The sequence below is a fragment of the Sphingomonas sp. DC4900 genome, from assembly GCF_049896485.1.
Taxonomy (GTDB): domain Bacteria; phylum Pseudomonadota; class Alphaproteobacteria; order Sphingomonadales; family Sphingomonadaceae; genus Sphingomonas; species Sphingomonas aquatilis.
Window position 1 is genome coordinate 124,914 of the sequence record NZ_JAFCUK010000005.1, and the last position, 24,139, is coordinate 149,052.

The 24,139-nt window shown below is 66.5% G+C and carries 22 protein-coding genes; 11 read left to right on the forward strand and 11 right to left on the reverse strand.

The features are described from left to right. Window positions 1-189 precede the first annotated feature (189 nt). Complete coding sequence (locus tag ACP690_RS08285; RefSeq protein ID WP_426260769.1) at window positions 190-1,314, forward strand: acyltransferase family protein; 1,125 nt, start codon at window positions 190-192, stop codon at window positions 1,312-1,314. Here the strand turns inward: ACP690_RS08285 and zapE are convergent. The 4 genes from zapE to ACP690_RS08305 form a co-directional block, all read right to left on the reverse strand. Next, the gene (gene zapE, locus ACP690_RS08290; protein ID WP_426260770.1) at window positions 1,253-2,353 is read right to left on the reverse strand and encodes a cell division protein ZapE; all 1,101 of its coding nucleotides are present in this window, start codon (window positions 2,351-2,353) and stop codon (window positions 1,253-1,255) included. The two genes, ACP690_RS08285 and zapE, sit on opposite strands and share 62 nt — an antisense overlap. Window positions 2,354-2,532: 179 nt before the next feature. After that, a complete protein-coding gene (locus ACP690_RS08295; protein ID WP_426260771.1) occupies window positions 2,533-3,003 on the reverse strand; it encodes a PaaI family thioesterase in 471 nt (156 codons plus the stop codon). A gap of 5 nt (window positions 3,004-3,008) precedes the next feature. Next, window positions 3,009-3,794, reverse strand: a complete 786-nt coding sequence (locus ACP690_RS08300) for a succinate dehydrogenase iron-sulfur subunit (RefSeq protein WP_043059011.1) — start codon at window positions 3,792-3,794, stop codon at window positions 3,009-3,011. Window positions 3,795-3,869: 75 nt separating this feature from the next. Beyond that, the gene (locus ACP690_RS08305; RefSeq protein ID WP_017978723.1) at window positions 3,870-4,451 is read right to left on the reverse strand and encodes a ClpP family protease; all 582 of its coding nucleotides are present in this window, start codon (window positions 4,449-4,451) and stop codon (window positions 3,870-3,872) included. 140 nt (window positions 4,452-4,591) lie between these two features. Between ACP690_RS08305 and ACP690_RS08310 the strand changes: the two genes are divergently transcribed. Genes ACP690_RS08310 through ACP690_RS08320 form a run of 3 tightly spaced genes read left to right on the forward strand, consistent with a single transcriptional unit; the run spans window position 4,592 to window position 6,107 of the window. Continuing rightward, entirely contained in the window at window positions 4,592-5,608 is a 1,017-nt protein-coding gene (locus tag ACP690_RS08310; RefSeq protein ID WP_426260772.1) for an SDR family oxidoreductase, read from the forward strand. After that, a complete protein-coding gene (locus ACP690_RS08315) occupies window positions 5,608-5,877 on the forward strand; it encodes a DUF1488 family protein (protein WP_017978721.1) in 270 nt (89 codons plus the stop codon). The genes ACP690_RS08310 and ACP690_RS08315 overlap by 1 nt, the downstream gene beginning before the upstream one ends. Continuing rightward, complete coding sequence (locus ACP690_RS08320) at window positions 5,874-6,107, forward strand: hypothetical protein (protein ID WP_063689056.1); 234 nt, start codon at window positions 5,874-5,876, stop codon at window positions 6,105-6,107. The genes ACP690_RS08315 and ACP690_RS08320 overlap by 4 nt, the downstream gene beginning before the upstream one ends. A 155-nt stretch (window positions 6,108-6,262) precedes the next feature. Here ACP690_RS08320 and ACP690_RS08325 read toward each other — a convergent pair whose 3' ends face one another. The 6 genes from ACP690_RS08325 to ACP690_RS08350 all read right to left on the reverse strand — a co-directional run bounded on the left by ACP690_RS08325 (window position 6,263) and on the right by ACP690_RS08350 (window position 11,642). Continuing rightward, window positions 6,263-8,065, reverse strand: a complete 1,803-nt coding sequence (locus tag ACP690_RS08325; protein ID WP_017978719.1) for an acyl-CoA dehydrogenase C-terminal domain-containing protein — start codon at window positions 8,063-8,065, stop codon at window positions 6,263-6,265. A 4-nt stretch (window positions 8,066-8,069) separates the two neighbouring features. Then, window positions 8,070-8,495, reverse strand: coding sequence for a MerR family transcriptional regulator (locus ACP690_RS08330; protein ID WP_020486487.1), 426 nt, complete (start codon window positions 8,493-8,495; stop codon window positions 8,070-8,072). Between the two features lie 31 nt (window positions 8,496-8,526). Beyond that, window positions 8,527-9,042, reverse strand: a complete 516-nt coding sequence (locus tag ACP690_RS08335; protein WP_294283526.1) for a hypothetical protein — start codon at window positions 9,040-9,042, stop codon at window positions 8,527-8,529. After that, on the reverse strand, window positions 9,039-9,398 hold the full coding sequence (hisI, locus tag ACP690_RS08340; protein WP_426260773.1) for a phosphoribosyl-AMP cyclohydrolase: 360 nt from the start codon (window positions 9,396-9,398) through the stop codon (window positions 9,039-9,041). The genes ACP690_RS08335 and hisI overlap by 4 nt, the downstream gene beginning before the upstream one ends. A gap of 103 nt (window positions 9,399-9,501) precedes the next feature. Beyond that, window positions 9,502-9,915, reverse strand: coding sequence for a MerR family transcriptional regulator (locus ACP690_RS08345; protein WP_043059007.1), 414 nt, complete (start codon window positions 9,913-9,915; stop codon window positions 9,502-9,504). A 32-nt stretch (window positions 9,916-9,947) separates the two neighbouring features. Next, a complete protein-coding gene (locus tag ACP690_RS08350) occupies window positions 9,948-11,642 on the reverse strand; it encodes a long-chain-fatty-acid--CoA ligase (protein WP_426260774.1) in 1,695 nt (564 codons plus the stop codon). Window positions 11,643-11,776: 134 nt separating this feature from the next. On the opposite strand from ACP690_RS08350, the gene ACP690_RS08355 reads away from it, so the two are divergent. The 7 genes from ACP690_RS08355 (at window position 11,777) to paoC (ending at window position 21,328) form a co-directional block, all read left to right on the forward strand. Beyond that, window positions 11,777-12,913, forward strand: coding sequence for a thiolase family protein (locus ACP690_RS08355; protein WP_426260775.1), 1,137 nt, complete (start codon window positions 11,777-11,779; stop codon window positions 12,911-12,913). Window position 12,914: 1 nt separating this feature from the next. Further along, window positions 12,915-15,233 carry a 3-hydroxyacyl-CoA dehydrogenase NAD-binding domain-containing protein gene (locus ACP690_RS08360; protein WP_426260776.1) on the forward strand — a complete coding sequence of 773 codons (2,319 nt, stop codon included), beginning with the start codon at window positions 12,915-12,917 and terminating at the stop codon, window positions 15,231-15,233. A gap of 324 nt (window positions 15,234-15,557) precedes the next feature. Next, window positions 15,558-15,974, forward strand: a complete 417-nt coding sequence (locus ACP690_RS08365) for a DUF2147 domain-containing protein (protein WP_017978711.1) — start codon at window positions 15,558-15,560, stop codon at window positions 15,972-15,974. Window positions 15,975-16,018: 44 nt separating this feature from the next. Beyond that, window positions 16,019-17,335, forward strand: coding sequence for an OmpP1/FadL family transporter (locus ACP690_RS08370; protein WP_426260777.1), 1,317 nt, complete (start codon window positions 16,019-16,021; stop codon window positions 17,333-17,335). Between the two features lie 182 nt (window positions 17,336-17,517). Further along, window positions 17,518-18,153 carry an aldehyde dehydrogenase iron-sulfur subunit PaoA gene (gene paoA, locus ACP690_RS08375; RefSeq protein ID WP_043059001.1) on the forward strand — a complete coding sequence of 212 codons (636 nt, stop codon included), beginning with the start codon at window positions 17,518-17,520 and terminating at the stop codon, window positions 18,151-18,153. After that, window positions 18,150-19,112: an FAD binding domain-containing protein gene (locus tag ACP690_RS08380; RefSeq protein ID WP_426260778.1), complete on the forward strand. Its 963-nt coding sequence runs from the start codon at window positions 18,150-18,152 to the stop codon at window positions 19,110-19,112. Before paoA ends, ACP690_RS08380 begins: the two co-directional genes overlap by 4 nt. Next, a complete protein-coding gene (gene paoC, locus ACP690_RS08385; protein WP_426260779.1) occupies window positions 19,109-21,328 on the forward strand; it encodes an aldehyde oxidoreductase molybdenum-binding subunit PaoC in 2,220 nt (739 codons plus the stop codon). Before ACP690_RS08380 ends, paoC begins: the two co-directional genes overlap by 4 nt. A gap of 167 nt (window positions 21,329-21,495) precedes the next feature. On the opposite strand, the gene ACP690_RS08390 is transcribed toward paoC, so the two are convergent. Beyond that, window positions 21,496-24,081, reverse strand: a complete 2,586-nt coding sequence (locus tag ACP690_RS08390; RefSeq protein WP_426260780.1) for a M1 family metallopeptidase — start codon at window positions 24,079-24,081, stop codon at window positions 21,496-21,498. Window positions 24,082-24,139 lie beyond the last annotated feature (58 nt).

The following is a 24,139-nucleotide window of genomic DNA, read 5'->3' on the forward strand; positions in this document are numbered from 1 at the left end:
TACTCCATTGGCCCCAATTGGGGCGAGGCGTGATTGGTCATGCCGCATAGGCCTGTTACGGCAGGGGCACAACCACCTAAAACTCGCCGGCGGGATTTATCGTCGATAACGGTTCGCAATAGCGATAGAGTGGATGGGGCTGAATTTCGGGGTGGGTTGTTAACCCTTCTGCGATACCGCGGGCGCGTGATGTCGCAGCCCTCCCGCCCGGATCGCGCCCTGTCCGCGATCAACCTCCTCCGCTTTGCGTGCGCGGCGATGGTGGTGGGCTATCATTACGGCTTCGCCTTTCCACTCACGCCGCCCCGCCCGCTTGCCGGCGTCGTCGCGGCGCCGGTCAACGGGCTCTGGTTCGGGTGGATCGGGGTCGAGCTGTTCTTCGTGATTTCGGGCTACGTCATCCTCGCAACGGCCGAACGACGCGACGCGCGCCAGTTCGTCCGCGCGCGCGTACTACGGCTCGTCCCCGCCGTCTGGATCTGCGCGACGACCACCGCCTTGCTGCTGCTGACGGTGCCCGGCGTCGACATCGGCTCCGTGGCGCACGGCTGGGCCGATGCGGTGGCATTCGTGCCCATCGGCGTCCAAATCGACGGATCCTACTGGACCCTCGCCATCGAAATCGTTTTCTACGGATTGGTCGCCACAGTCCTCGCGTTGAGGCGAAACGATCGTTGGGTATGGAGGGTGGTGCTATATCTGGGCGCTATCAGCCTCGATTACTGGATGATGCAGGCTGCTTTCGCGGACAACCCCGCCTTTCCTACGCGTGCCCGCATGCTGACGCTGATGCCCCATGGCGTATTCTTCGCGCTGGGTGCGGCACTACGCCGTTTGTCGACCAACACGTGGTCATGGCGCCTCGCCGTCTTCTCGCTCGCGCTGACATGGGGGTGTTGCTTCGAAATTGCGGTGCGCGCGGCAACAGTGGCACGCGATTACCAGCTGGCGATCGGTCCGCACCTCCCGATCGCCGTGTTCCTCGCGGGTGTCGTCGTCGTTGCGCTGGCGGTACGGCTCCAACCCGTGATGGCTATTACAGTGCCGGCACGGCACGCCGCCCGCATCGGCACGGCGACCTATCCGCTATATCTGATTCATCAGGCCGCTGGGGCGGTGGTGATCGCGTGGCTGACGGCGGCAGGAGCACCTTATTATCTGGCATCGATAGTGGTTGGCGTACTATCATTGGGTTTCGCCCTTTGGTGCGCGGCAATACCCGAACCGTGGCTTCGCGAACGCCTCACACGTGTCAGATTGTTCCGTGCCCCTGCGCCAGATAGGCCTCGGATCGCATTTCTTCGAGGCGGCTGACGGTGCGTTGGAATTCGAAACGTCCATCGCCTTCGGGGTAGAGTGCGTCCGGTTCGGCGTCTGCGGCGGCGAGTAGTTTCACTTTGTGTTCGTAGAGCGCGTCGATCAGTTGGACGAAGCGCGCCGCCTCGTTTCGGTTTTCGGGGCCAAGCTGGGGAATGCCGACGAGGATCACGGTGTGATAGCGGCGGGCGATGGCGAGATAATCGGCCGCGCCCCGCGCTTCCCCGCACAGTTTCTTGAACGAGAAGACGGCGACACCCTTCAGCGTCTTGGGCACGTGAAGCGTACGCCCCTGCACGGCCAGATCCTCCGAGGGGATCGGTTCGGTCACCTCATGGTCGGTGAGGCGGAAGAAGGCCGCGGACAGGTTCGCGGTCGCTTCCGGCCCGTTGGGCACCAGCCAGGTGTTCTGCTGGCCCAGCCGATCGCGGCGATAGTCGATCAGACCGTTCAGCGTCACGACGTCCAGCCGCCCCTCGATCAACGCGATGAAGGGCAGGAAGTGTTCGCGATTGAGGCCGTTCTTATAGAGATCGCCCGGCGCGCGGTTGGAGGTCGTGACCATCGTCACGCCCGCCTCGATGAGCGCGGTGAACAGACGGCTGAGGATCATCGCGTCGGGCGAGTTGGTGACCATCATCTCGTCGAAGGCGAGCAGCCGCGTCTCCTCGGCGAGTGCCGCGGCGACGGGAGCGATCGGATCGCCGCTTTCCTTGCGCCGCTCGATCGCGATGCGCCCGTGAACCTCGAGCATGAATTCCGAAAAGTGAACCCGGCGCTTCCGGTCGACCGCAACGTTGGCGAAGAAAAGGTCCATCAGCATCGATTTGCCGCGCCCGACATCGCCGAACATATAGACGCCGCGCGGCGCGGTGCCGCCGCGGCCGGTAAGGCGGGCGAACAGGCCGGCCTTTTTCGGGGCTTCGAGTTCGACGGCCAGCGTATCGAGACGGATGGCGGCGGCCCTTTGCTCCGCATCCGGGCGCAATTCGCCCGCAGCGATGAGCGCGTCATAGGCGGCGAGGACTTTGGTCATGTCAGGCTTTCGTGATGGTCTTTGCGCGGGCCATTCGCTCCACCGTCGCGCCGGACGTATTCAAGGATGTACCGGGCCGCGGGCGTAGCGCTAGAGCCTCTAGCCAATCCCCTCGCCGCGGAGTGGACCCCGGAACACGTCCCGGGTGACGAAGAGAGAAGTACCGACGTTATAGCAAATCACCGCAACGACGGCGGCGGGGTCGATTTGCGCAGCGTGCCGGTGAAGCTCGCGACGGTTGGCCATCCGTCCTGCACGACCAGCCCGCGCAGGAACAGCATCCGACCGGTCTCGCGGAGCAGCTCGATCCGTGCCTCCAACGGCTCGCCGATCGCGCTGCCGCCGATGAACTGTGCCGACAGATCGAGCGTCACCGCCCCGCCCGCCTGCAACACCCCCAGTCCGCGGGCCGCAGCGAACAGCGCAATGTCGATGAACCCCAACAGCGCACCGCCATGGACGTGGTCGCGCATGTTCGAATGCTCTCGGCGCAGCGTAATCCGCACGCGCGCGATACCGTCCTCCACCCGAACGTGGAGCGGATCGAATGCCGAGTTGAACCGCCCCCCGTCGCGAAGCTGCCAGCGTTTCCAGCCGGGCAGTTCCGGATCGTCGTCGAACGAGAAGACGGGGGATGCCGGCGCGTCCACGATCCTTACAGGATGCGCTCGGCTTCCATCTTCTTGACCTCGGCGATCGCCTTGGCCGGGTTGAGACCCTTGGGGCAGGTGTTCGCGCAATTCATGATCGTGTGGCAGCGATACAGGCGGAAGGGATCTTCCAGCTGATCGAGGCGCTCGCCGGTCATTTCGTCACGGCTATCGGCCAGCCAGCGATAGGCCTGGAGCAGGATCGCCGGCCCCAGGAACTTGTCGGCATTCCACCAATAGCTGGGGCACGACGTCGAGCAGCAGGCGCACAGGATGCACTCGTACAGGCCGTCGAGCTTCGCGCGATCCTCCGGCGACTGCAGCCGCTCCTTGCCCGAGGGCGGCGGGCTGACCGTCTGCATCCACGGCTTGATCGAGCTGTACTGCGCGTAGAAGTGCGTGAAATCGGGGACGAGGTCCTTGATCACGTCCATCGACGGCAGCGGGGTGATCTTCACCTCGCCCTTCACGTCCTCGATCGCCGTGGTGCAGGCCAGACCGTTGCGACCATCGATGTTCATCGAGCACGATCCGCAAATGCCTTCGCGGCACGAGCGGCGGAAGGTGAGCGAGCTGTCCTGCTCCGCCTTCATCTTGATCAGCGCGTCGAGCACCATCGGGCCACATTCGTCGAGGTTGATCTCGAACGTGTCGTAGCGCGGGTTCTCGCCCGTGTCGGGGTCGTAGCGGTAGACCTTGAACGTCTTGATCCGCTTGGCGTCACCGGTCGCTTTATGGACCTTGCCCTTCGCCTTGACCTTGCTGTTCTTGGGCAGGGTGAACTCGGCCATCGCCGTGACGCTCCTTCGAAATGCTGCAATTGCGGTTATGCCTGTCGGACCGCAGACGCAACCCCTTTGGCACCGTCAGATGATGTCGAGCACCAGGCCACGGCTTCGCGCCTCTTCCGCCTCAATATACCAGTTCGAGGGCGCCTTTTCGCACAGCTCCTCGAACGAGACGGACGATCCGCGCACGATCTCGCGAAACCCCTCCTCCTGAATCTTGATCGATTCCTCGATCTCATGCAGCTTCGCCTTCAGCACCGCGGGCAGCGTCGTCAGCGGACCGGAGAGCTGGACGCTGCTGCTCATCAGCCGCTCGTGCAGCATCAGGCGCGTACCGCGGGTGAGAAAGCGCTTCTCGACCGGAAAGGCCGCCATGAAGGTCGCGCCCGCCGAATAGACCGCGACCTTGCCCAGAAACAGCGTCTCCCGCCCGGTATAGTCGCGCAGCAGCTGGATATCGTCACCCATCGCCCGCCCCATCTCAGGGTCGCCGCCCAGCGTGGTCAGCGACACGACGAGCGGCCCGTCCACCGGCGCCTCGGCCAGCTGCGTCTTGAAGCGGGCGTACATCATGTCGTCGACCGTCCCATGCAGCTGGATATGGGGGTGGGCGAGCAAGGGATATTTGCTCGCGGCGGTCTGGCGGTCCTGATCGGTCATGGCGGCGCGAACCCGCCGCGCACGGCCGGAGTTCCCGGCGACCGCCAAGGAATACGCCCTTCATGACACAATGTTAACGGAACCGCGCGGGACGGGCTGGGGTTCATACGCCCCGTCAGGAGAAGATCACCGTGGCCGCCATGCCCAAACCCTTAGCCGACCAGGTGATCGTCCTGACCGGCGCAAGCTCGGGGATCGGCCTCGCCACCGCCCGGATGGCGGCGGAACAGGGCGCGCGGGTGATATTGGTCGCGCGCGACAACGGGTCGCTGCGCGAGATCGTACGGACGATCACCGCGGCGGGCGGCACCGCCGACTGTTACGCCGCGGACGTCACCGATGCCGACGCGGTTCGCGCCGCGGCAGCCCATGCCCAGCAACGGTTCGGCCGGATCGATACCTGGGTCAATGCGGCGGGCAGCGCGATCTACGGCAAGCTTGCCGGATTGCCGCTGGACGAACATCGCGCGCTGTTCGACACGAATTACTTCGGCGTGGCGAACGGCTGTCAGGCGGCGATCCCCTATCTGCGGGACAGCGGCGGGACTCTGATCACGATCGGATCGATCGCATCCGACCTGCCCAGCCCGATCATGGGCGCCTATGCGGCGAGCAAACATGCGATCAAAGCCTATGTCGAGGCGCTGCGGATCGAACTGGCCGCGGACGACGTGCCGATCACGGTTACGCTGGTGAAGCCATCGGGGATCGATACCCCCATCGCTCAGCATGCGGTGAACCACGAGGCGGGCGAGGCGCAGATTCCGCCGCCCGTCTACGCTCCGGAGGTCGTGGCGCGCACGATCCTGTTCTGCGCCACCCATCCGCGGCGCGACATTACCGTCGGCGGTGCCGGACGGGCGCAGGCGCTGTTCGCCGCGCATTTTCCGCGCCTGTTCGAACGCCTGGCGCCGATCGCGGCGAAGACGTTCGTCGATCCGGCCAAGTCACAGCCCGCGCCGGCCAATCTGTTCGCGTCGACCGATACCGGCCGGGTGCGGTCCGGCGAGCATCCCGCGGCGCGCCAGACGAGCACCTACACCCGCGCAGCGCTACACCCGGCCATGACCGCGACCGCCGCCATGGCCGCGGCGGGGATCGGTGCCCTGTTCTATCGCCGCCACCGGCGGCTTATCCCTGATGCAAGGAATGACTGATGGCCGAAGACCGCGTTACGATCGACACGGCGAGCGTGTTCGACAACACCGCCGACCGCCAGGTCGAGTTTGCCGGCGAGGCGAGCGGCGAACGCTATGCCTTCGCGTTGCGCTATGATGTGCTGGAAGCCTTGGCCGGTGATGCGACATTCGACGCGATGCCGCTGTTCCAGCGCCACCGCGCGCGGATCCAGACGCTGGCCGCCGATGCGCTGGCGCGCGATCCCGATCAGGCGCTGGTGGTGATCAGCGAGAACGATCTCGCATGAGCGGCATCGACTGGCGGATGAGCGCGGTGCTGGCCAATGTCGACCGCGGCGGATCGGAATTGGCGGAGGTGACCAGCCTGGAGCAGGCGGTTCGGGCCTGGCTGGCGCTCGACAACGGCTTGCAGAACGAAGCGGTGTTGCGGCCGGAACGCGCCGTCGTGATCGACGGCGAGACGGTCGCGGCGTTCGAGGGGCAGGCGATCCGCGCATTGGCGGACCGCCTGCCGTAGATCGATCCTGCCTCGAGAAAGCGAGGTGGCAACGCTGGGGTTGGCCGACGGGGAGGATTAGCGCGAGCTCGGCGTGTGCGGGAACGCCCCCTCCACCATTCGGCTGACGCCGAACGGTCCCCCTCCCCCGGCTGCGCCGAGGGAGGAATAGGAGATTACGCTGCGCGAAACATTTCGGGCGGCAGCGCCATCACGCTTTCCGCGCCGCCTTCGATCTTGCGACGCAGTGCGCCGGCGTCCGGGCAGATGCGCTCGGCGAAGAAGCGCGCGGTGACCAGCTTGGCGTCGAGGAAGGCCGCATCGCCCTCGCCCGCCGCCTTTTGCTCGGCGGCTGCCTTGGCCATGCGCAGCCACATCAGGCCGGTCGCGACGATGCCCATGAGGTGCATGTAGGGCACCGCGCCCGCGCCGACGTTTTCCGGGTTCTTCATGCCATTGGCCATGAACCACATCGTCGCGGCCTGCAGTTCGCCCAGCGCCTTCTTCAGCGCCGCCGCGATGCCGGCAGTCGCCTCGACACCCTCGGCCGCCGCGGTTTCCTCGGTCACGATCTTGAACAGCGCCTGCACCGCGCGACCGCCCTTGGTGGCGAGCTTGCGGCCGACGAGGTCCATCGCCTGCACGCCATTGGTGCCTTCGTAGATCATCGCGATCCGGGCATCGCGGACGTACTGCTCCATCCCCCATTCCTGGATGTAGCCGTGGCCGCCGTACACCTGCTGCGCGTTGGTCGCGATCTCATAGCCCTTGTCGGTGCCGACGCCCTTGATGACGGGCGTGAGCAGGCCGATCAGGTCGCCCGCCATCTCGCGCTCTTCCTCGGTGCCGGCATTATGCTCGAGGTCGACCTGGAGCGCGCCCCACAGGCACAAAGCGCGCAGGCCTTCGGTCCAGGCCTTCGCCTCCATCAGCATGCGGCGCACGTCGGGGTGGACGAACAGCGTATCCGCCTTTTCGTTCGGCTCCTTGGGGCCGGTCAGCGCGCGGCCCTGACGGCGGTCGCCCGCATATTGCACGGCGTTCTGATAGGCGACTTCGGCAATGGCGAGGCCCTGAAGGCCGACGCCGAGGCGTGCCGCGTTCATCATGATGAACATCGCGGCCAGGCCCTTCATCTCCTCGCCGACCAGCCAGCCCTTCGCACCGTCATAGTTCATGACGCAGGTCGAGTTGGCGTGGATGCCCATTTTGTGCTCGATCGAGCCGCAGGTGACGGCGTTGCGCTCGCCCAGGCTGCCGTCCTCGTTCACCAGCACCTTGGGCACCACGAACAGCGAAATGCCCTTCGAACTGTCCGGCGCGCCCGGCGTCTTGGCCAGGACGAGGTGGATGATGTTGTCGGTCAGGTCGTGCTCGCCGGCCGAGATGAAGATCTTGGTGCCGGTGATCGCATACGATCCGTCGGCCTGCGGCTCCGCCTTGGTGCGGATCAGGCCCAGGTCGGTGCCGCACTGCGGCTCGGTGAGGTTCATCGTGCCGCCCCACTCGCCCGACACCATCTTGGGAACGTACATCGCCTGCTGCTCGGGGCTGCCCTTGGCGATCAGCGCGGCGATCGCGCCATGGGTGAGGCCCGGATACATGGCGAAGGCCATGTTCGACGAGATCATATATTCCTGGAACGCGATCGACACGACGTGCGGCATGCCCTGCCCGCCATGTTCGGGCAGGTTGCCCAGCGTCGCCCAGCCGCTCTCGACATATTGCTTATAGGCTTCCTTGAAGCCCTTGGGCGTCGTGACGCTGCCGTCTTCGTGGCGGGTGCAGCCTTCCTGGTCGCCCGACTGGTTGATCGGGAACAGCACCTCGGCGACGAAACGGCCGCCTTCCTCCAGCACCGCCTCGACGACGTCGGGGGTGGCGGCATCGAAGCCGGGCAGGTTGCTGTAGTTCTGCAGGCCGACGACATGCTCCAGCAGGAAGCGGGTGTCGCGGACGGGGGGCGTATACTGGGGCATCCGATTATCCTTGCTGTTCGGTGTTGTGGACGGCCGAGACGACCTCCACGAATTCGGTGAGTTCGGCGATGGCGGCGTCGATGTCCTGCTTCTGCCGTTCGAGCAGCGCGATGCGCGCCTGACAGCGGTCGATCGACACCTGCCGCTGCACGCGCCGCCCGTCGCCCAGATCGTACAGGTCGATCATCTCGCGGATCTCGCTAAGGCTGAACCCGACGCGCTTGCCGCGCAGGATCCAGGCGAGACGCGCTCGGTCGCGGTGCGAATAGATGCGCTGCGTGCCGCGTCGCTCGGGTGCGATCAGGCCTTCATCCTCATAGAAGCGCAGCGCCCGCGCGGTGACGCCGAACTCCTCGGACAGGTCCGAGATCGTGAAATGGTCGCGGTCGTGGCGATGTTCGATCATCGCATAAGCGGGAGACGAAGCCATGCGCTCCGACTACATCACGTTTACGTCAACGTCAATTGGCTGACGCAGTGGGACATAGCAATTTTCCGCCCGGCGTCCGCAGCGTTTCCGCCTCCGCCGTCGACGTGCTGAGGCGCTCGACGGTCAGCGCGGCGAGGGACGCGCGCCCGGTACACAGGCTGTCGCAGCTGGCCGGCAATTCCGCTGGAAAGACGATTCGATCGCCTTCGAACCGCGCCTCGAAACGGCAGGCGCCGAAGGCCACCTGCACGCGGTCTCCGCTGCGCCGCGCGGTGCCCGACGCCGCGCACCCCTGCCCCTCGCCGTAATCGACGAGCGCCCCCAGCCGCAGCAGGCCTTTCGCGCCCGGCACCACGCAGACGCGATCCGTATCCAGCGCCCAGGAGCCGAGCAGATCGGCGCGCGTCGGATCGTCGATCAGACCGGTGCGGATCGCCGCCGCTTCCAGCTGCGCACCGGCCGTCGCGGCGTCGGCGGACGGCTGCGGTCGCGATCCGCAGCCCGCCAGCAGGGCGACCGCGGCCGCCAGCGCCGGCAACGCCCTCATGCGACGGGGATGAGCCGATCGCCGTCGATCCGCCGGTAGAAGCAGCTCGTCGCCCCGGTGTGACATGCGGGGCCGGCCGGATCGGCGATGATCCAGAGCGCATCCTGATCGCAGTCGATCCGCATCTCGACGACGCGCAGGACGTTGCCCGAGGTTTCGCCCTTCTTCCAAAGCCGGCCGCGGCTGCGCGACCAGAAGGTGGCTTCGCCACTCGATTGGGTCGCGGCCAGCGCCTCGGCGTTCATATGCGCCACCATCAGAAGCGCGCCATCGCGCGTGGTGACGACCGCGGTGATGAGGCCGGCGGCGTCGTATTTGGGATCGAGGATCGGGTCTGTTTCGCGAGGGTCGGACATGCGATCCTCCTATCGCCCGCCCGCGGCATTGGCGAGAGCCCGAACCCCATCCATGGCGGCCCGCAATGACGCGGGACCATGTCCGGGATCGCGGGCGGGGCTATTATCCCGCCGCCCGTTGCGCTTCCGGTTCGTGCGCATGCACCCGGGCGAGCGCCTCGCCTTCGAGCTTGGCCAATTCGCCCAGCGTCTGGTCGAGCGCATCGCGCTGCTTTTCCAGCTCCTCGATCCGCATGCGGACCCGCTCGGCCAGCGCGCGCATCTGTTCGAGATGCTGGGGGTCCGCATCGTACAGGTCGAGGAATTCAGCGATGTCGGTCAGCGAAAACCCCAGCCGTTTGCCGCGCAGGATCAATTGCATCCGGGCGATCTCGCGCCGGCGATAGACGCGCGTCGTCCCGATGCGGCAGGGCTCGATCAGCCCCTTGTCTTCGTAGAAGCGCAGGGTCCGCGGCGTGATGCCGAGCATGTCGGCCACCTCCTGAATACCCTGCAATTCGCCTCTGTCCTCGTTCACCCCTTGCACCCTCACCTGAAGCGAGCCGGCGTCTAGCGCGCCGCCTTCGCCATTTCCTCTTCGACCAGCTCCTTTTTGGAAAGCTTGCCGATCAACGTCTTGGGCAGACTGTCGCGGATTTCGACCTCCCGGGGAAGCTCGATCTTGCTGATCTTGTCGCGCAGGAAGTCGCGCAGGTCGGCGCCCGTTACGCTGCCCGGTTCAGACAGGACGACGAAGGCCTTTGGCGCCTGGCCGCGATGCGCATCGGGTACGCCGATCACGACGGCTTCGACGACGGCGGGATGTTCGTACAGCGCCTCTTCGATCACGCGCGGATAGACGTTGTAGCCGCCGCACAGGATCATGTCCTTGATCCGGTCGACGATGAAGAGATAGCCGTCGTCGTCGAGATAGCCGACGTCGCCCGTCCGCAGCGCACCGTCGGCGAAGGCCGCGTCGGTTTCGGCAGGCTTGTGCCAATAGCCCTTCATGACCTGCGGCCCACGCGCGCAGATTTCGCCCTTCTCGCCCTTGGGCATGATCCGCGACGGGTCTTCGCGATCGCGGATCTCGATCGTCGTGCCGGGGAAGGGCAGGCCCGCCGAGCCTTCCTTGTTGACGCCGTCGAACGGGTTGCAGGTGATGATCGGCGAGGCTTCGGACAGGCCATAGCCCTCGACCAGCTTCGCGCCGGTGTTCGTCTCGAACGCATGGCGCACCTCGATCGGCAGCGGTGCGCCGCCCGAAATGCAGACCTTGATCGCGGACAGGTCGGGACGCTGCCCCTCCCCCAGATTGGCGAGTGCATTGTAGATCGTGGGCACCGCCGGGAAATAGGTCGGCCGGGTGCGCTTCAGCGTGCCAAGCAATTGCTTCATTTCAAAACGCGGCAGCAGGATCATCTCCGCACCGACCAACGTCGAGAAGGTCAGCACGTTGGTCAGCGCGAAGACGTGGAACAGCGGCAAGACACCGAGCACGCGATCCTGATCGGGCGTTTCGCCGCCGACATGGACCAGCATCGCGTCGGTGTTCGCGACGATATTCGCGTGGGAGAGCATCGCCGCCTTGGGCACGCCGGTGGTGCCGCCGGTATATTGCAGCACCGCCACCTCGTCCGGCGCGACCGCAACGGGAGCAGGCGTGGCGCGCTTCGCCATCAGGTCGGCGAAGAACAGATGACGCGCGTCTCGGGGGGCGCGGCCGATCTCCTTACGCTTGACCAGCTTATAGGCATATTTCTTGATCGTCGGCAGGGCGTCGGCGATCGGGCAGGTAATGACGTGGCGCATGCCCGTTTCACCTGCGACCTTCAGCACCCGCGCCTGAATTTCGGCGACGTCGGGCGTCGCGATGATCTCCGCGCCCGAATCGTGGATTAGGTGCGCAAGCTCGCGCTCGACGTAGAGCGGGTTGACGTTGACGACGATGCCGCCCGCCTTCAGCGTCGCGAAGAACAGGATCGGATAATAGGGCGTATTCGGCAGACAGAGCGCGACGCGCGTGCCCTTCACCACGCCCAGCGCCTGCAACCCCGCCGCGGCTCGGTCGACCGCCTTGCCGAGGTCGCCCCAGCTGGTGACGGAACCCATGAAGTCGATCGCCGCGCGGCCGGGAAAGCGTGCGACGGTATGGTCGAGCAGGTCGCCGAGCAGGCGCGGCCGACTCGGCAGCGGCACGCCCTGCTTGATCGCCAGCGGCGCTGCACCCTGCGCCGTCGTTCCGGCGGTGGCGGTGTCGCTCATTCCCTCATCCTCTCATGCGCATCATCGAGCATATTGTCGGCTCGATCCACTTGACGTAATGGGAAGGTATCGCACCTATACGGCATCACGCAAGTCTGCGCTTGCATCCCGATGCCTGCCAAAGAGAGGATTTCATGACCAACGTCGTCATCGCCGGTTATGCGCGCTCGCCGTTCCACCTCGCCGGCAAGGGCGCCCTCGCCCGCGTCCGTCCCGACGATCTTGCCGCGCAGACGATTCGCGGCCTGATCGAAAAGACCGGCGTCGACGCCGCCGAGATCGAGGACATCATCCTGGGCTGCGCCTTCCCCGAAGGCGAACAGGGCCTTAACGTTGCACGGATGATCGGGTTGCTCGCGGACCTGCCGTTGTCGGTCGGCGGCATGACGGTGAACCGCTTCTGCGGATCGTCGATGAGCGCGATCCACATCGCGATGGGCCAGATACAGATCGGTGCGGGCGAGGCGTTCATCTGCGCCGGCCTGGAATCGATGAGCCGCGTGCCGATGGGCGGCTACAACCCCCTGCCCAACCCCGTTCTCGCGAAGAAGAATGCCGGCGCGTACATGGGCATGGGCAACACGGCGGAGAATGTCGCGACCAAATATCAGATCACGCGCGGCGAACAGGATGCGTTCGCGGTCAAGAGCCAGCAGAAGGCCGCTGCCGCGCGCGCCGATGGCCGGCTGAGCGATGAGATCGTGCCGATCCAGACGAAGGCCGGCACGGTCAGCGAAGACGGCACGATCCGCCCCGACACCACCGTCGAAGCGCTCGGCGGCCTGAAGCCCGCGTTCAGCCAGGACGGATCGGTCACCGCCGGCACCTCGTCGCCGCTGACCGATGGCGCGAGCGCGGTCCTCGTCACCTCGGAAGAGTTCGCCAACAAGCACGGCCTGAAGATCCTCGCCCGCATCAAGGCGGTCGGCGTGTCGGGCATCGAGCCGGAGACGATGGGTCTGGGTCCGATCAGCGCCTCGCAGAAGGCGCTGGCACGCGCCGGCGTGTCGGTCGGCGACCTCGACGTCGTCGAGATCAACGAGGCGTTTGCTAGCCAGGCGATCGCCTGCATTCGCGACCTCGGCCTGAAGGACGAAACGATCAATCTCGACGGCGGCGCGATCGCGATCGGCCATCCGCTCGGCGCGACCGGTGCGCGCATCGTCGGCAAGGCGGCGGCGCTGCTGGAGCGCGAGGGCGGTCGCTACGCACTGGCGACCCAGTGCATCGGCGGCGGTCAGGGCATCGCCACGGTGCTGGAGCGCGCATAACATGAGCGAATCCATCAAAAAGGTGTGCGTGATCGGTGCGGGCGTCATGGGCGCCGGCATCGCCGCACAGGTCGCCAACGCCGGCATCCCGGTGCTGCTGCTCGATATCGTCCCCAAGGAGGGTGACGATCGTGACGCGGTGGCCAAGAATGCGATCGCCAAGATGCTCAAGACCGAACCCGCGCCCTTCATGTCGAAAGGTGCGGCGAAGCTGGTCGAGACGGGCAATATCGACGACCATCTCGATCGCGTCGCTGAGTGCGACTGGATCGTCGAGGCGATCGTCGAACGGCTCGACATCAAGCAGGCGCTCTACGCCAAGCTCGAGGCGCTCAAGCGCCCCGGAACCGCGGTCAGCTCGAACACGTCGACCATTCCGCTCGGCCATCTGGTCGACGGGCGCTCGGACCAGTTCAAGGCCGACTTCCTCATCACGCACTTCTTCAATCCGCCGCGCTACATGCGGCTGATCGAGATCGTGCGCGGCGAACACACCGACGCGGCGGTGGCCGAAAAGGTCGAGAACTTCGTCGATCGCTTCATGGGCAAGCGGATCGTCCGCGCCAAGGACACGCCGGGCTTCATCGCCAATCGCATCGGCACCTATTGGCTCGCCGTTGCGATCAATGCGGCGATGGACCAGGGCCTGACCGTCGAGGAGGCCGACCAGATCGGCGGCCGCCCGATGGGCGTGCCCAAGACGGGCATCTTCGGCCTCGTCGACCTGGTCGGCGTCGACCTGATGCCGCTGCTGTCGAAGAGCCTGTCATCCACGCTGCCGCAGGGCGACCCCTATTTCGACACCGTCCGTCCGATGCCGCTGGTCGATAAAATGATCGCCGAGGGCTTCACGGGGCGCAAGGGCAAGGGCGGCTTCTATCGCTTCGACAAGGCGACGAAGACCAAGCTCGCGCTCGACCTCGCGACCGGCGAGTATCGCGGTGGGCAGAAGCCCGCGCCGCTGCCGCCCAAGGCGGAAAAGGATCTGGGCGCGCTGATCGCGACGCCCGGCAAGGTCGGTGACTATGCCTGGGAGATCTTGGGCAAGACCTTGTCCTATGCGGCGATGCTGGTCGGCGAAGCCGCGGACGATATCGTCGCGATCGATGACGCGATGAAGCTCGGCTACAATTGGAAGTTCGGCCCGTTCGAGCTGCTCGACCGGATCGGTGCCGCCGCCTTCGCGCAACGGCTGCGCGACGAAGGCCGCAGCGTTCCGGCGATCCTCGAGACGGCTGGTGACCGCAGCTTCTATCGCGTCGTCGAGGGCAAGCGCCAGTTCCTGGGCACGGACGGCGACTATCATGACGTCGTCCGCGGCGATGGCGTGCTGCTGCTCGAAGACATCAAGCTGCGCTCCGAGCCGTTGCTCAAGAATGCGTCGGCCGCTCTGTGGGATGTCGGCGACGGCGTCGCGGCGCTCGAGTTCACCACCAAGATGAACGCGCTCGACGGCGAGATCATGAGCCTGATCCAGCAGGCCATTCCGCTGGTGCAGGATCGCTTCAAGGCGCTGGTGATCTACAACGAAGGCTCGAACTTCTCGGCCGGCGCCAACCTGGGCATGGCGATGTTCGCCGTCGCAGCGGGGATGTGGGGCGAGATCGAAAAGCTGATCGCGGGCGGGCAGCAGGCGCTGAAGGCGCTGAAATACGCCCCCTTCCCCGTCGTGGCGGCACCGGCCGGCATGGCGCTGGGTGGCGGTTGCGAGGTCGTGCTCCACGCCGATGCGGTGCAGGCGCATGCCGAAAGCTATATCGGTCTGGTCGAGTGCGGCGTCGGCCTGCTGCCCGGCTGGGGCGGCAACGGCGAGCTGCTCGATCGCCTCGCCAAGGCGCCGATGATGCCGCGCGGGCCGATGCCCGCCGTCGCCAAGGCGTTCGAGACGATCTCGACCGCTCAGGTGTCGAAGTCGGCCGCGCTGGCGAAGGAAATGATGTTCCTGAAAGCCAGCGACGGCATCACGATGAATCGCGACCGCCTGCTCGCCGACGCCAAGGCCAAGGCGCTGAGCCTGGTCGACGGCTATAAGGCGCCGGAAAAGCCGACCTTCCGCCTGCCGGGCGAAAGCGGCCGCACCGGCATCGCCGGCGTCGTCGAGGGCTTCCGCAAGAAGGGCATGGCGACAGAGTATGACGAGGTCGTCTCGGGCCGGCTCGCGACCGTGCTGACCGGCGGCGAGGCCGATCTGGTCGATACCGTGCAGGAGGATGACCTGCTGACGCTGGAGCGTGCGGCGTTCATGGAGGCCGTGCGCGATCCGCGGACACAGGCGCGCGTACAGCAGATGCTGACCACGGGGAAGCCGCTGCGCAACTGACGCTGCCCCGGGCGGGGTTCAGGGCTTGCGAATGCGAGGCCTGGAACCGCCCGGGCGCATGGTGGTTGGCGCGATCCGATGCCGTCCGCGCGAAAAGATGCTTTGAGCACCGCGGTTTACGTCATCACACTTGACACACCGCGCCCCGGGATTAGGCGGGCATCAGATTGCCGTAAACGGCATCTGGCTCGCCAATAGGTCATGGCCCGGCATCGGGCGGCCTCCGCGGCGCCACAATGCGACCGTACAGATACGGCGCAAGGCTTGAACGGCTTGTTCGATGGGCGCGGCCGTTCGCGTCCATCCGGGAGAGGAGAAGTAACCATGTCCCTGATGTTGATTGGCGCGCTGCTGGCCGCCGCCCCTGCGCCCGCGCCCACCCCCGACGTCGCGCTGGGCCGGTGGAAGACCGAGACGCGCAACGGCATCGTCGAAATCCAGCGCTGCGGCGCGTCGATCTGCGGCCGGCTGATCTCGTCCGAACTGCTCCGCCAGCAGCCCGACCTGAAGGACGTCAACAATCAGGATCCGGCGCAGCGCGGCCGCCTGCTGAAGGGGCTGCTGCTGATCAGCGGCTTCACCGCCGATGGCGATGCCTGGAGCGGCGGCAAAATCTACAACCCCGACGACGGCAAGACGTACAAGGCGAAGGTGACGCCCGTCGACGCCAACACGCTGAAGGTGCGTGGCTGCGTGTTCGTGCCGCTCTGCAAGACACAGACCTGGACGCGCGTGCGCTGATCCGACTCGTTTCGACCTACCAGTAAGCTTAAGGAAGACCGCTCATGTCCCTGCGTATCAAGACTTCGTTGCTCGCCACTGCCGTCCTCGGCTCGTTCGGTTTCGCCTCGGCGGCCCACGCCCAGGCCTTCTACCTGCAGGAGCAGTCGGCGCGTGGCGCCGGCCGCGCCTTCTCGGGTGAAGTCGCCGACACCGGCCCGCAGTCGCTGTGGTGGAACCCGGCATCGATCGCAGGGATGGAGCGTGGCGAGGCGGCGATCAACGCGTCGGGCATCCTGCCGCGCGGCCGCGTCGTCAACAACGGCACCGTGGTGTGCCGCCCGGCCGGCGTGTCGTGCGCCAACCCCGCCAACTACCAGCCGGTCGGCGGTGCGCAGGAAGCACGCAACCCGATCGACAAGGGCCTGCTGCCCTCGGGCGCGATCGCCCTGCCGTTCGGCCCGGTCGCGTTCGGCCTCGCGGTGACGTCGCCCTACAGCTTCACCACCGACTACGATAACAACAGCTGGACCCGCTACAGCGCGACCCGCACCAAGTTGATGACGATCGACATCCAGCCGTCGATCGCCGTAGCGCTGACCGACTGGCTGCGCGTCGGCGGCGGTGCCAACGTCGAGCACGTCTACGCCAGCCTGGGCAACGCGCTGCCCAACCTGACCACCAGCGCCGACGGCTCGCAGAAGCTGGAAGGCAAGGGCTGGGACATCGGCTGGACCGCGGGCGTCCAGATGCACAACGACTGGGCCACCGTCGGCATCAGCTACAAGTCGCGCATCGAGCATACGCTGACGGGTGACCTGACCGTCGCCGGCCTGGTCGGCCCGCTGGCCGGCCAGAACCGCACGCTGACCGGCGTGCAGGCGAGCTTCTACACGCCCGCGCAGACGATCGTCGGTGCGCGCATCAAGGTGACGCCGGCGCTGACGCTGAACGGCCAGGCGGTGCGCTACAACTGGAGCAAGTTCGACGCGATCCGCCTCGGCGCGCCGCTGAACACCGCGCTGCCCGAAAACTATCGCGACAGCTACAGCCTGGCCGGCGGCGTCGACTATGCCGTCTCGCCCAGCCTGACGGTCCGCGCCGGCGTACAGCGCGCGCTGACCCCGACGCAGGACGGCCTGCGCGATGCGCGCGTGCCGGATTCGAACCGTTGGAATTATGGCGTCGGCGGCACCTTCCAGGTGACTCCGAAGTTCGGCTTCGATCTCGCTGCAAACTATGTCGATTTCGAAGACACGACGATCGACCGTCAGACTGCGGCCTATGTCGGCACCGCGGCGCAGACCAACGTCCTCACCCGCGGCACCCTGCGCGATGCCCATGCGGTCGTTCTGTCGGCGGGCGCGCATATCGGCTTCTGATCCCGCCACCTATCCGCATCAAAACGTTGCGGGTCCGGGTTCCATTGGAACCTGGGCCCGTTTCTTTGCGTACTGATAACAAGGGTTTGCTTTGCGCTGCGTCAAAACGATAAGGCCTACCCCGTCAGTGGCGTACACCGCGTCGAAAACGTCGGTATGTCAGATGCATCAAGGGGCCTTTGATGAGCGATTACGAACTGTCCATGTCTCGCCGCGGCGTGCTCGCGAGCGGGGCGATCGGTGCGGCGGCGACCGCCATGCCCACTGAGGCGGCAGCCGTGCCGCTCGACGAACGGCCGGCCCCGCCGACGATGCCGGTGACGCTGAAGGTCAATGGCCGTACCAGCCAGGTCGCGCTCGACACGCGGACGACGCTGCTCGATGCGCTGCGCGAACATTGGAAGCTGACCGGCACGAAGAAGGGCTGCGACCATGGCCAGTGCGGCGCCTGCACGGTGCTGGTCGACGGGCGGCGCATCAACAGCTGCCTCAGCCTCGCCGTGATGCACGATGGCGACGAGATCACCACGATCGAGGGGCTCGGCACGCCCGACAAGCTGCATCCGATGCAGGCGGCCTTCGTCAAGCACGACGGCTATCAGTGCGGCTATTGCACCCCCGGCCAGATCTGCTCGGCGGTCGCGGTGCTCGACGAGATCAAGCGTGGCGTCCCCAGCCATGTGCAGGACGATGTCGCCGGCGCGCCTGCGCTGACTGCGGAAGAAATGCGCGAACGGATGAGCGGCAACATCTGCCGCTGCGGCGCCTATTCGAACATCATCGACGCGATGCGGGACGTCGCGGGAGCCAAAGCATGAAGGCCTTCACCTACGAACGCGCCGACACGCCCGCCGCCGCTGCCCAGGCCGTGGCCGCGCGCCCCGGCGCCAAGTTCATCGCGGGCGGCACCAACCTGCTCGACCTGATGAAGCTGCAGATCGAAGAGCCGGTGCATCTGGTGGACGTCAACCGGCTGAAGCTCGACCGGATCGAGCCGACCGACACTGGCGGCCTGCGCATCGGCGCACTGGTGCGCAACACCGATCTCGCGGCGGACGCGCGCGTACGCCGCGACTATGGCGTCCTGACCCGCGCGATCGTCGCGGGCGCCAGCGGGCAGCTGCGCAACAAGGCGACCACCGCCGGCAACCTGTTGCAGCGCACGCGTTGCCCCTATTTCTACGACACCAACCAGCCCTGCAACAAACGTAAGCCCGGATCGGGCTGTGCGGCGATCGGCGGCTACAGCCGGCAGCTCGGCATCATCGGCACGAGCGATGCATGCATCGCGACCTATCCCGGTGACATGGCGGTGGCGATGCGGCTGCTCGACGCGAGCGTGGAGACGGTGCAGCCGTCGGGCACGACGCGCTCGATCCCGATCGCCGACTTCCACCGCCTATGGGGCGACACGCCGCATATCGAAACGGTGCTGCAGCCGGGCGAGCTGATCACGGCGGTGACGCTGCCCAAGCCGCTCGGCGGGACGCACATCTATCATAAGGTGCGTGACCGTGCGTCCTACGCCTATGCGCTGGTGTCGGTGGCCGCGGTGATCCAGCCCGACGGCACCGGTCGCGCCGCGATCGGCGGCATTGCGCCCAAGCCGTGGCGTACGCCCGAGGCGGATGCCGCCATGCCGCAGGGGGCGAAAGCGGTGGCGAGCCGCTTGCTCGCCGGCGCTCGCCCCACCGCTGACAACGCCTTTAAGGTGCCGCTGGTCGAGCGCACGCTCGCCGGTGTGATGGCCCAAGCCAAGAGCAGGAGCGCCGCGTGAAGTTCGATCAGCCTGCGGGCACCAACCCGATCGACCAGCTGAAGGTCATCGGCAAGCCGACCGATCGTATCGACGGCAAGTACAAGACCACCGGCACGGCGCGATACGCCTATGAGCGTCATGACGTCGCCCCGAACGCCGCCTATGGCTATGTCGTCGGCGCCGGCATCGGCAAGGGCCGGATCAGCAGCATGGATCTCAGCGCCGCCAAGGCCGCGCCGGGCGTGCTGGCGATCGTCACCGCCGACACCGCCGGTCCGCTCGGTAAGGGCGACATGAACACCGCCAAGCTGCTCGGCGGTCCGGCGGTCGACCATTATCATCAGGCGATCGCGCTCGTCGTTGCCGAGACGTTCGAACAGGCGCGCGCCGCCGCGGGCCTGATCCGCGTCGATTATGCGCGTGGCAAGGGCCGCTTCGACCTCGACAGCGCGCTCAAGACGGCACCGCTGAAGGGTGACAGCAGCGGTGAAGGCAGCGCCGCGCCGCCCGTCGACCGTGTCGGCGATTTCGACAAGGCGTTCGCCGCAGCCCCCGTGACGCTCGATGCGCGCTACGAGACGCCCGATCAGAGCCATATGATGATGGAGCCGCATGCCAGCACCGCGGCATGGAATGGCAACAGGCTGACGCTGTGGACGTCGAACCAGATGATCGCCTGGGGCAAGGGCGACGTCGCCAAGACGCTGGGTATTCCGAAACAGAACGTCCGGCTGATCTCGCCCTACATCGGCGGCGGGTTCGGCGGAAAGCTGTTCGTGCGCGCCGATGCGATCCTTGCGGCGCTGGGTGCCAAGGCGGCTGGCCGGCCGGTGAAGGTCGCGCTGCAACGGCCGTTGATGGCGAACAACACCACGCACCGCCCGGCGACGCGCCAGCGCATTCGACTGGGCGCGGGCAAGGACGGCAAGCTCGTCGCGATCGCGCACGAAAGCGGTTCGGGCGATTTGCCCGGTGGTGGGCCGGAAACGGCGGTGGCGCAGACCAAGCTGCTCTATGCCGGCGCTAACCGGCTGACGTCGATGCGCCTCGCGGTGCTCGACCTGCCCGAAGGCAATGCGATGCGCGCACCGGGCGAAGCACCGGGGCTGATGGCGCTCGAGGTCGCGATGGACGAAATGGCGGAAAAACTGGGCATGGACCCGGTCGCCTTCCGCATTGCGAACGACACGCAGGTCGATCCCGAAAAGCCGGAACGTAAATTTTCACAGCGCCAGCTGGTGCAGTGCCTTCAGATGGGGGCCGATCGCTTCGGCTGGAGCCGGCGCCAAGCCAAGCCGCGCGCGGTGCGGGACGGCCGCTGGCTGGTCGGCATGGGGGTCGCGTCGGGCTTCCGCAACAACATCAACATGAAGTCGGGCGCGCGCGTCGGCATCGATGCCAAGGGCATCGTCACGGTCGCGACCGACATGACCGACATCGGCACCGGCAGCTATACGATCATCGCGCAGACGGCCGCCGAGATGATGGGCGTCCCCCTCGACAAGGTTCGCGTGCTGCTCGGCGACAGCGACTTCCCTGCCGCCGCCGGATCGGGCGGACAGTGGGGCGCGAACAGCGCGACCGCGGGCGTCTATGCCGCCTGCGTCAAGCTGCGCGAGGCGGTCGCGCAGAAGCTCGGCTTCAATTCGGCGGACGTCGTCTTCGCGGATGGCAAGGTCCGCTCGGGCAATCGCAGCGTGCCGCTGGGTCAGGCCGCGGGCGACGCGGGCCTGTCCGCCGAAGACAGTATCGAGTTCGGTGACCTCGCCAAGAAGGTGCAGCAATCGACCTTCGCGGGGCATTTCGTCGAGGTCGGCGTCGACGCCTATACCGGCGAAATCCGGGTCCGCCGTATGCTCGCGGTGTGCGCCGCCGGGCGTATCCTCAACCCCAAGTCCGCGCGCAGCCAGGTGATCGGCGCGATGACGATGGGCGTGGGCGCGGCGCTGATGGAGGAACTCGCGGTCGACAAACGGTTCGGCTTCTTCGTCAACCACGACCTCGCGAGCTACGAGGTGCCCGTTCACGCGGACATCCCGCACCAGGAGGTGGTGTTCCTCGACGAGACCGATCCGACGACGTCGCCGATGAAGGCCAAGGGCGTCGGCGAGCTCGGCCTGTGCGGCGTCGGCGCGGCGATCGCCAATGCGATCTACAATGCGACCGGCGTGCGCGTTCGCGAATATCCGATCACGCTCGACAAGATCATCGGCGGCATGGCGAAGGTGGCGTAAGGGGTGATGCGAGGGCCGGGATGAGCGGCCTTCGCATCGCCTGAGGGTCGCGCATCCACCTCACCCGTCTCCCCCGTCACCCCGGAACACATCTGGGGTGACGGGGTGGGGTGGAGCAAGCGGTTGCTCCACCAAACGCCTTATACGCTCAAGCGATAGTAGCTCGCTTACTTCCCCGACTTCAGCCACGTCTCCACCGCCGGGCGCAGGCGCTCTGCCGCCGCCTTGCGCACCGCGATGCCCGAGATCACGCGACGCGCCGGTGCACGCGAGGTTTCGGGCAGTGTCTGCGCGAAGCTTTCGATCTTGCCCGGCATCTTGGGATCGGACGAGCCACCGCCCAGACCGACGATGAAGCCCGACCGGCTGCTTTCCTCGATGAAGCCATCGACCAGCGTGTGGTTCGCCACCGCCCAGTCGAACGCCATATCGGGATGCCTGCCCGAGATCGCCCGCAGCAGCGCCGCCTTCTGCGGGGCGGTGAACGTGTCGGTCTTGAGCAGCGCCAGCGCGCGGGTCGCGACCGCATCGTCCTCTGCCGCGCCGAGCAGCGAGACATACCGGTTCTTGGTGACCGGATTGGTTTCCGCCTGGGTCAGCGCCAGCAGCGCATCCCAGTCGGCGGGCGTCGCATAGGTGGCGAAGGTCGACAGCACCGGCGCGCGGATGGCGGGCGGGATCGCGGTCGGGTTGGTCTTGAGCTGCGCGACATAGCTGCGCGCCTGCGCCAGCACCTGGCCGTCGCCCGCCGCGCCCAGGCGATAGACGAGCGATTCGCGCAGGTTCGTCACCAGCGGCGACTCACCCGGCTGCGCCGTCATGCCGATGCGCCGCAACACGGGGCCCAGGATCGCGACTGTGCGATTGCGCAGCGCGGTCTCCAGCGGCGTGCCCTCGTACAGCCCGGCAAGGCTGCCGAGGCGTCCCGATACCAGCTGCCATTCGAGCGGATCGGCGCCCTCGCCCACCCGGCCCATCAGCGCGAAGAAGCGCGACAGGTCCTGATATCCCCCCGCCGCCAGCGCATAATCATCGGCGAGCGTGCCGAGGCGATCCTTCAGCTCCAGCCGCGTGTAGTCGCGCACCAGCGCATCGTGCGCGGGCTGATCGTACATCACGCGCGTATAGCTGCCCTTGCCTTGGTTCAGCACCAGCGTGCCGCAGCCCTTGACGCTGACCTTGGTCGCGGGGCCGGTGACGATGGTGCGCGTCTCGCCGCCGCCGAGCGTGCCGACGACCATCGGCACCTTCCACGTCTGCGGCTTTTTGGATGCCTCATCCAGGCCGAAACGGCCCTGCACCAGCGTCGCCTGCGTCATGCCTCCGACGCACTGCGCGTTCGACAGCGTCACCAGCGGCACGCCGCCCTGCAGCGTATAGCCGTGCGCGATCTCCGCGACGGGCTGCCCCGCCGCGGCGGACAGTTCCGCCCACAGCTGTTCGGTGACGGTGTTGCCGTATTTGTACTTCGCCATGTAGCGGCGGATGCCGTCGCGGAACTTGTCCGGGCCCAGCGTCGATTCGAGCATGCCGATCACGGCCTGCCCCTTCATGTAGGTGATGCCGTCGAAGGCTTCGCCGATCTGGTCGACCGTCTCGATCTTGCGGATGATCGGATGCGTGGCCGAGGTCGCGTCGATGCTCATCGCCGCCTCGCGGTCGCTCATGACCGCGCCGGCTTCCGCATTCCAGTCGGGGTTCAGATCGGCGGCGGACTTGTTCTCCATCCACGAGGCGAAGCCCTCGTTGAGCCACAGATCGTCCCACCAGCGCATGGTGACGAGGTCGCCGAACCATTGGTGCGCCATTTCGTGCGCGACGACGGTGAAGATGCGCTGGCGGCCGCTTTCGGTGGCGCGCTTGGGATCGAACAGGAGTTCGGGTTCGAAGTAGAAGATCGCGCCCCAATTTTCCATCGCGCCGAAGAACTGGCTGGAACCGGGACCGGCGATCATGTCCATCTTGGGCAGCGGATAGGGCGTGCCGAAATAGCTGTTGTAATAGCCGAGCAGCCGCTTGGCCTGCGCCAGCGCGTAATCGCCCTGGTCCGCGACGCCGCGACGCGTCACGACGCCGATCTCGACATTGCCCGCCTGCACCGTCTTGCGGTCCAGATCACCCATGCCGAGGTACAGGAGGTAGCTCGACATCACCGGCGTTTCGGCGAAGCTATACAGCTGCGTGCCGTTGGCCTGCTTCGTCACCGACGTTGCCGGCATGTTGGAAATGCCGAGCTGTCCCGCTGGCACCACCGCCTTCAGCTTGAACTTCGCCTTGAACGCCGGTTCGTCCCACATCGGCGCGAAGCGGCGGGCGTCGGGGGCCTCGAACTGCGTCGCGAGCATGCGCGCCTTCGACCCGTCCTGATTGGTGTAATCGATCGCGAACAGGCCGGCGGCGGACTGGTTGATCTTGCCGCTCCAGGCGAAGCCGACGGTGTGACGGCCGACGGTCGCGGCGGCGGGCAGCGTCAGCACGAGCTGCTGCTTGTCCTTGTCGAGGGCGAAGCGCACGGCCTTGCCGTCGACCGTCGCCGACGTGACGTCCAGATCGGCGGCGTTGAGCGTGATCGTACGGGTCGCCGCCTTCACGTCCACGGTGACCGTCTCGGTGCCGGTGAAGGTCATCGCCTGCGCATTCGGCGTCACGGCGATATCGTACAACACGGGCACGACATCGGTCGGCAGGCTGCCCGCGGCGAGCGCAGGCGCGGAGACGGTCATCGCGAGAGCGGCGGCGACGGCGAGTTTCATGGACTGGTAACTCCGGATACAATGTTACGTCCCGTCTGACGCCTTTGCACGCGCGCCG

Excerpts from the sequence above, each read along its gene's own strand:
- ACP690_RS08285 (WP_426260769.1), top strand. The coding sequence starts at position 190 with ATGTCGCAGCCCTCCCGCCCGGATCGCGCCCTGTCCGCGATCAACCTC.
- zapE (WP_426260770.1), bottom strand. The coding sequence starts at position 2,353 with ATGACCAAAGTCCTCGCCGCCTATGACGCGCTCATCGCTGCGGGCGAA.
- ACP690_RS08300 (WP_043059011.1), bottom strand. The coding sequence starts at position 3,794 with ATGGCCGAGTTCACCCTGCCCAAGAACAGCAAGGTCAAGGCGAAGGGC.
- ACP690_RS08305 (WP_017978723.1), bottom strand. The coding sequence starts at position 4,451 with ATGACCGATCAGGACCGCCAGACCGCCGCGAGCAAATATCCCTTGCTC.
- ACP690_RS08310 (WP_426260772.1), top strand. The coding sequence starts at position 4,592 with ATGCCCAAACCCTTAGCCGACCAGGTGATCGTCCTGACCGGCGCAAGC.
- ACP690_RS08315 (WP_017978721.1), top strand. The coding sequence starts at position 5,608 with ATGGCCGAAGACCGCGTTACGATCGACACGGCGAGCGTGTTCGACAAC.
- ACP690_RS08320 (WP_063689056.1), top strand. The coding sequence starts at position 5,874 with ATGAGCGGCATCGACTGGCGGATGAGCGCGGTGCTGGCCAATGTCGAC.
- ACP690_RS08325 (WP_017978719.1), bottom strand. The coding sequence starts at position 8,065 with ATGCCCCAGTATACGCCCCCCGTCCGCGACACCCGCTTCCTGCTGGAG.
- ACP690_RS08330 (WP_020486487.1), bottom strand. The coding sequence starts at position 8,495 with ATGGCTTCGTCTCCCGCTTATGCGATGATCGAACATCGCCACGACCGC.
- ACP690_RS08335 (WP_294283526.1), bottom strand. The coding sequence starts at position 9,042 with ATGAGGGCGTTGCCGGCGCTGGCGGCCGCGGTCGCCCTGCTGGCGGGC.
- hisI (WP_426260773.1), bottom strand. The coding sequence starts at position 9,398 with ATGTCCGACCCTCGCGAAACAGACCCGATCCTCGATCCCAAATACGAC.
- ACP690_RS08350 (WP_426260774.1), bottom strand. The coding sequence starts at position 11,642 with ATGAGCGACACCGCCACCGCCGGAACGACGGCGCAGGGTGCAGCGCCG.
- ACP690_RS08355 (WP_426260775.1), top strand. The coding sequence starts at position 11,777 with ATGACCAACGTCGTCATCGCCGGTTATGCGCGCTCGCCGTTCCACCTC.
- ACP690_RS08360 (WP_426260776.1), top strand. The coding sequence starts at position 12,915 with ATGAGCGAATCCATCAAAAAGGTGTGCGTGATCGGTGCGGGCGTCATG.
- ACP690_RS08365 (WP_017978711.1), top strand. The coding sequence starts at position 15,558 with ATGTCCCTGATGTTGATTGGCGCGCTGCTGGCCGCCGCCCCTGCGCCC.
- ACP690_RS08370 (WP_426260777.1), top strand. The coding sequence starts at position 16,019 with ATGTCCCTGCGTATCAAGACTTCGTTGCTCGCCACTGCCGTCCTCGGC.
- paoA (WP_043059001.1), top strand. The coding sequence starts at position 17,518 with ATGAGCGATTACGAACTGTCCATGTCTCGCCGCGGCGTGCTCGCGAGC.
- ACP690_RS08380 (WP_426260778.1), top strand. The coding sequence starts at position 18,150 with ATGAAGGCCTTCACCTACGAACGCGCCGACACGCCCGCCGCCGCTGCC.
- ACP690_RS08390 (WP_426260780.1), bottom strand. The coding sequence starts at position 24,081 with ATGAAACTCGCCGTCGCCGCCGCTCTCGCGATGACCGTCTCCGCGCCT.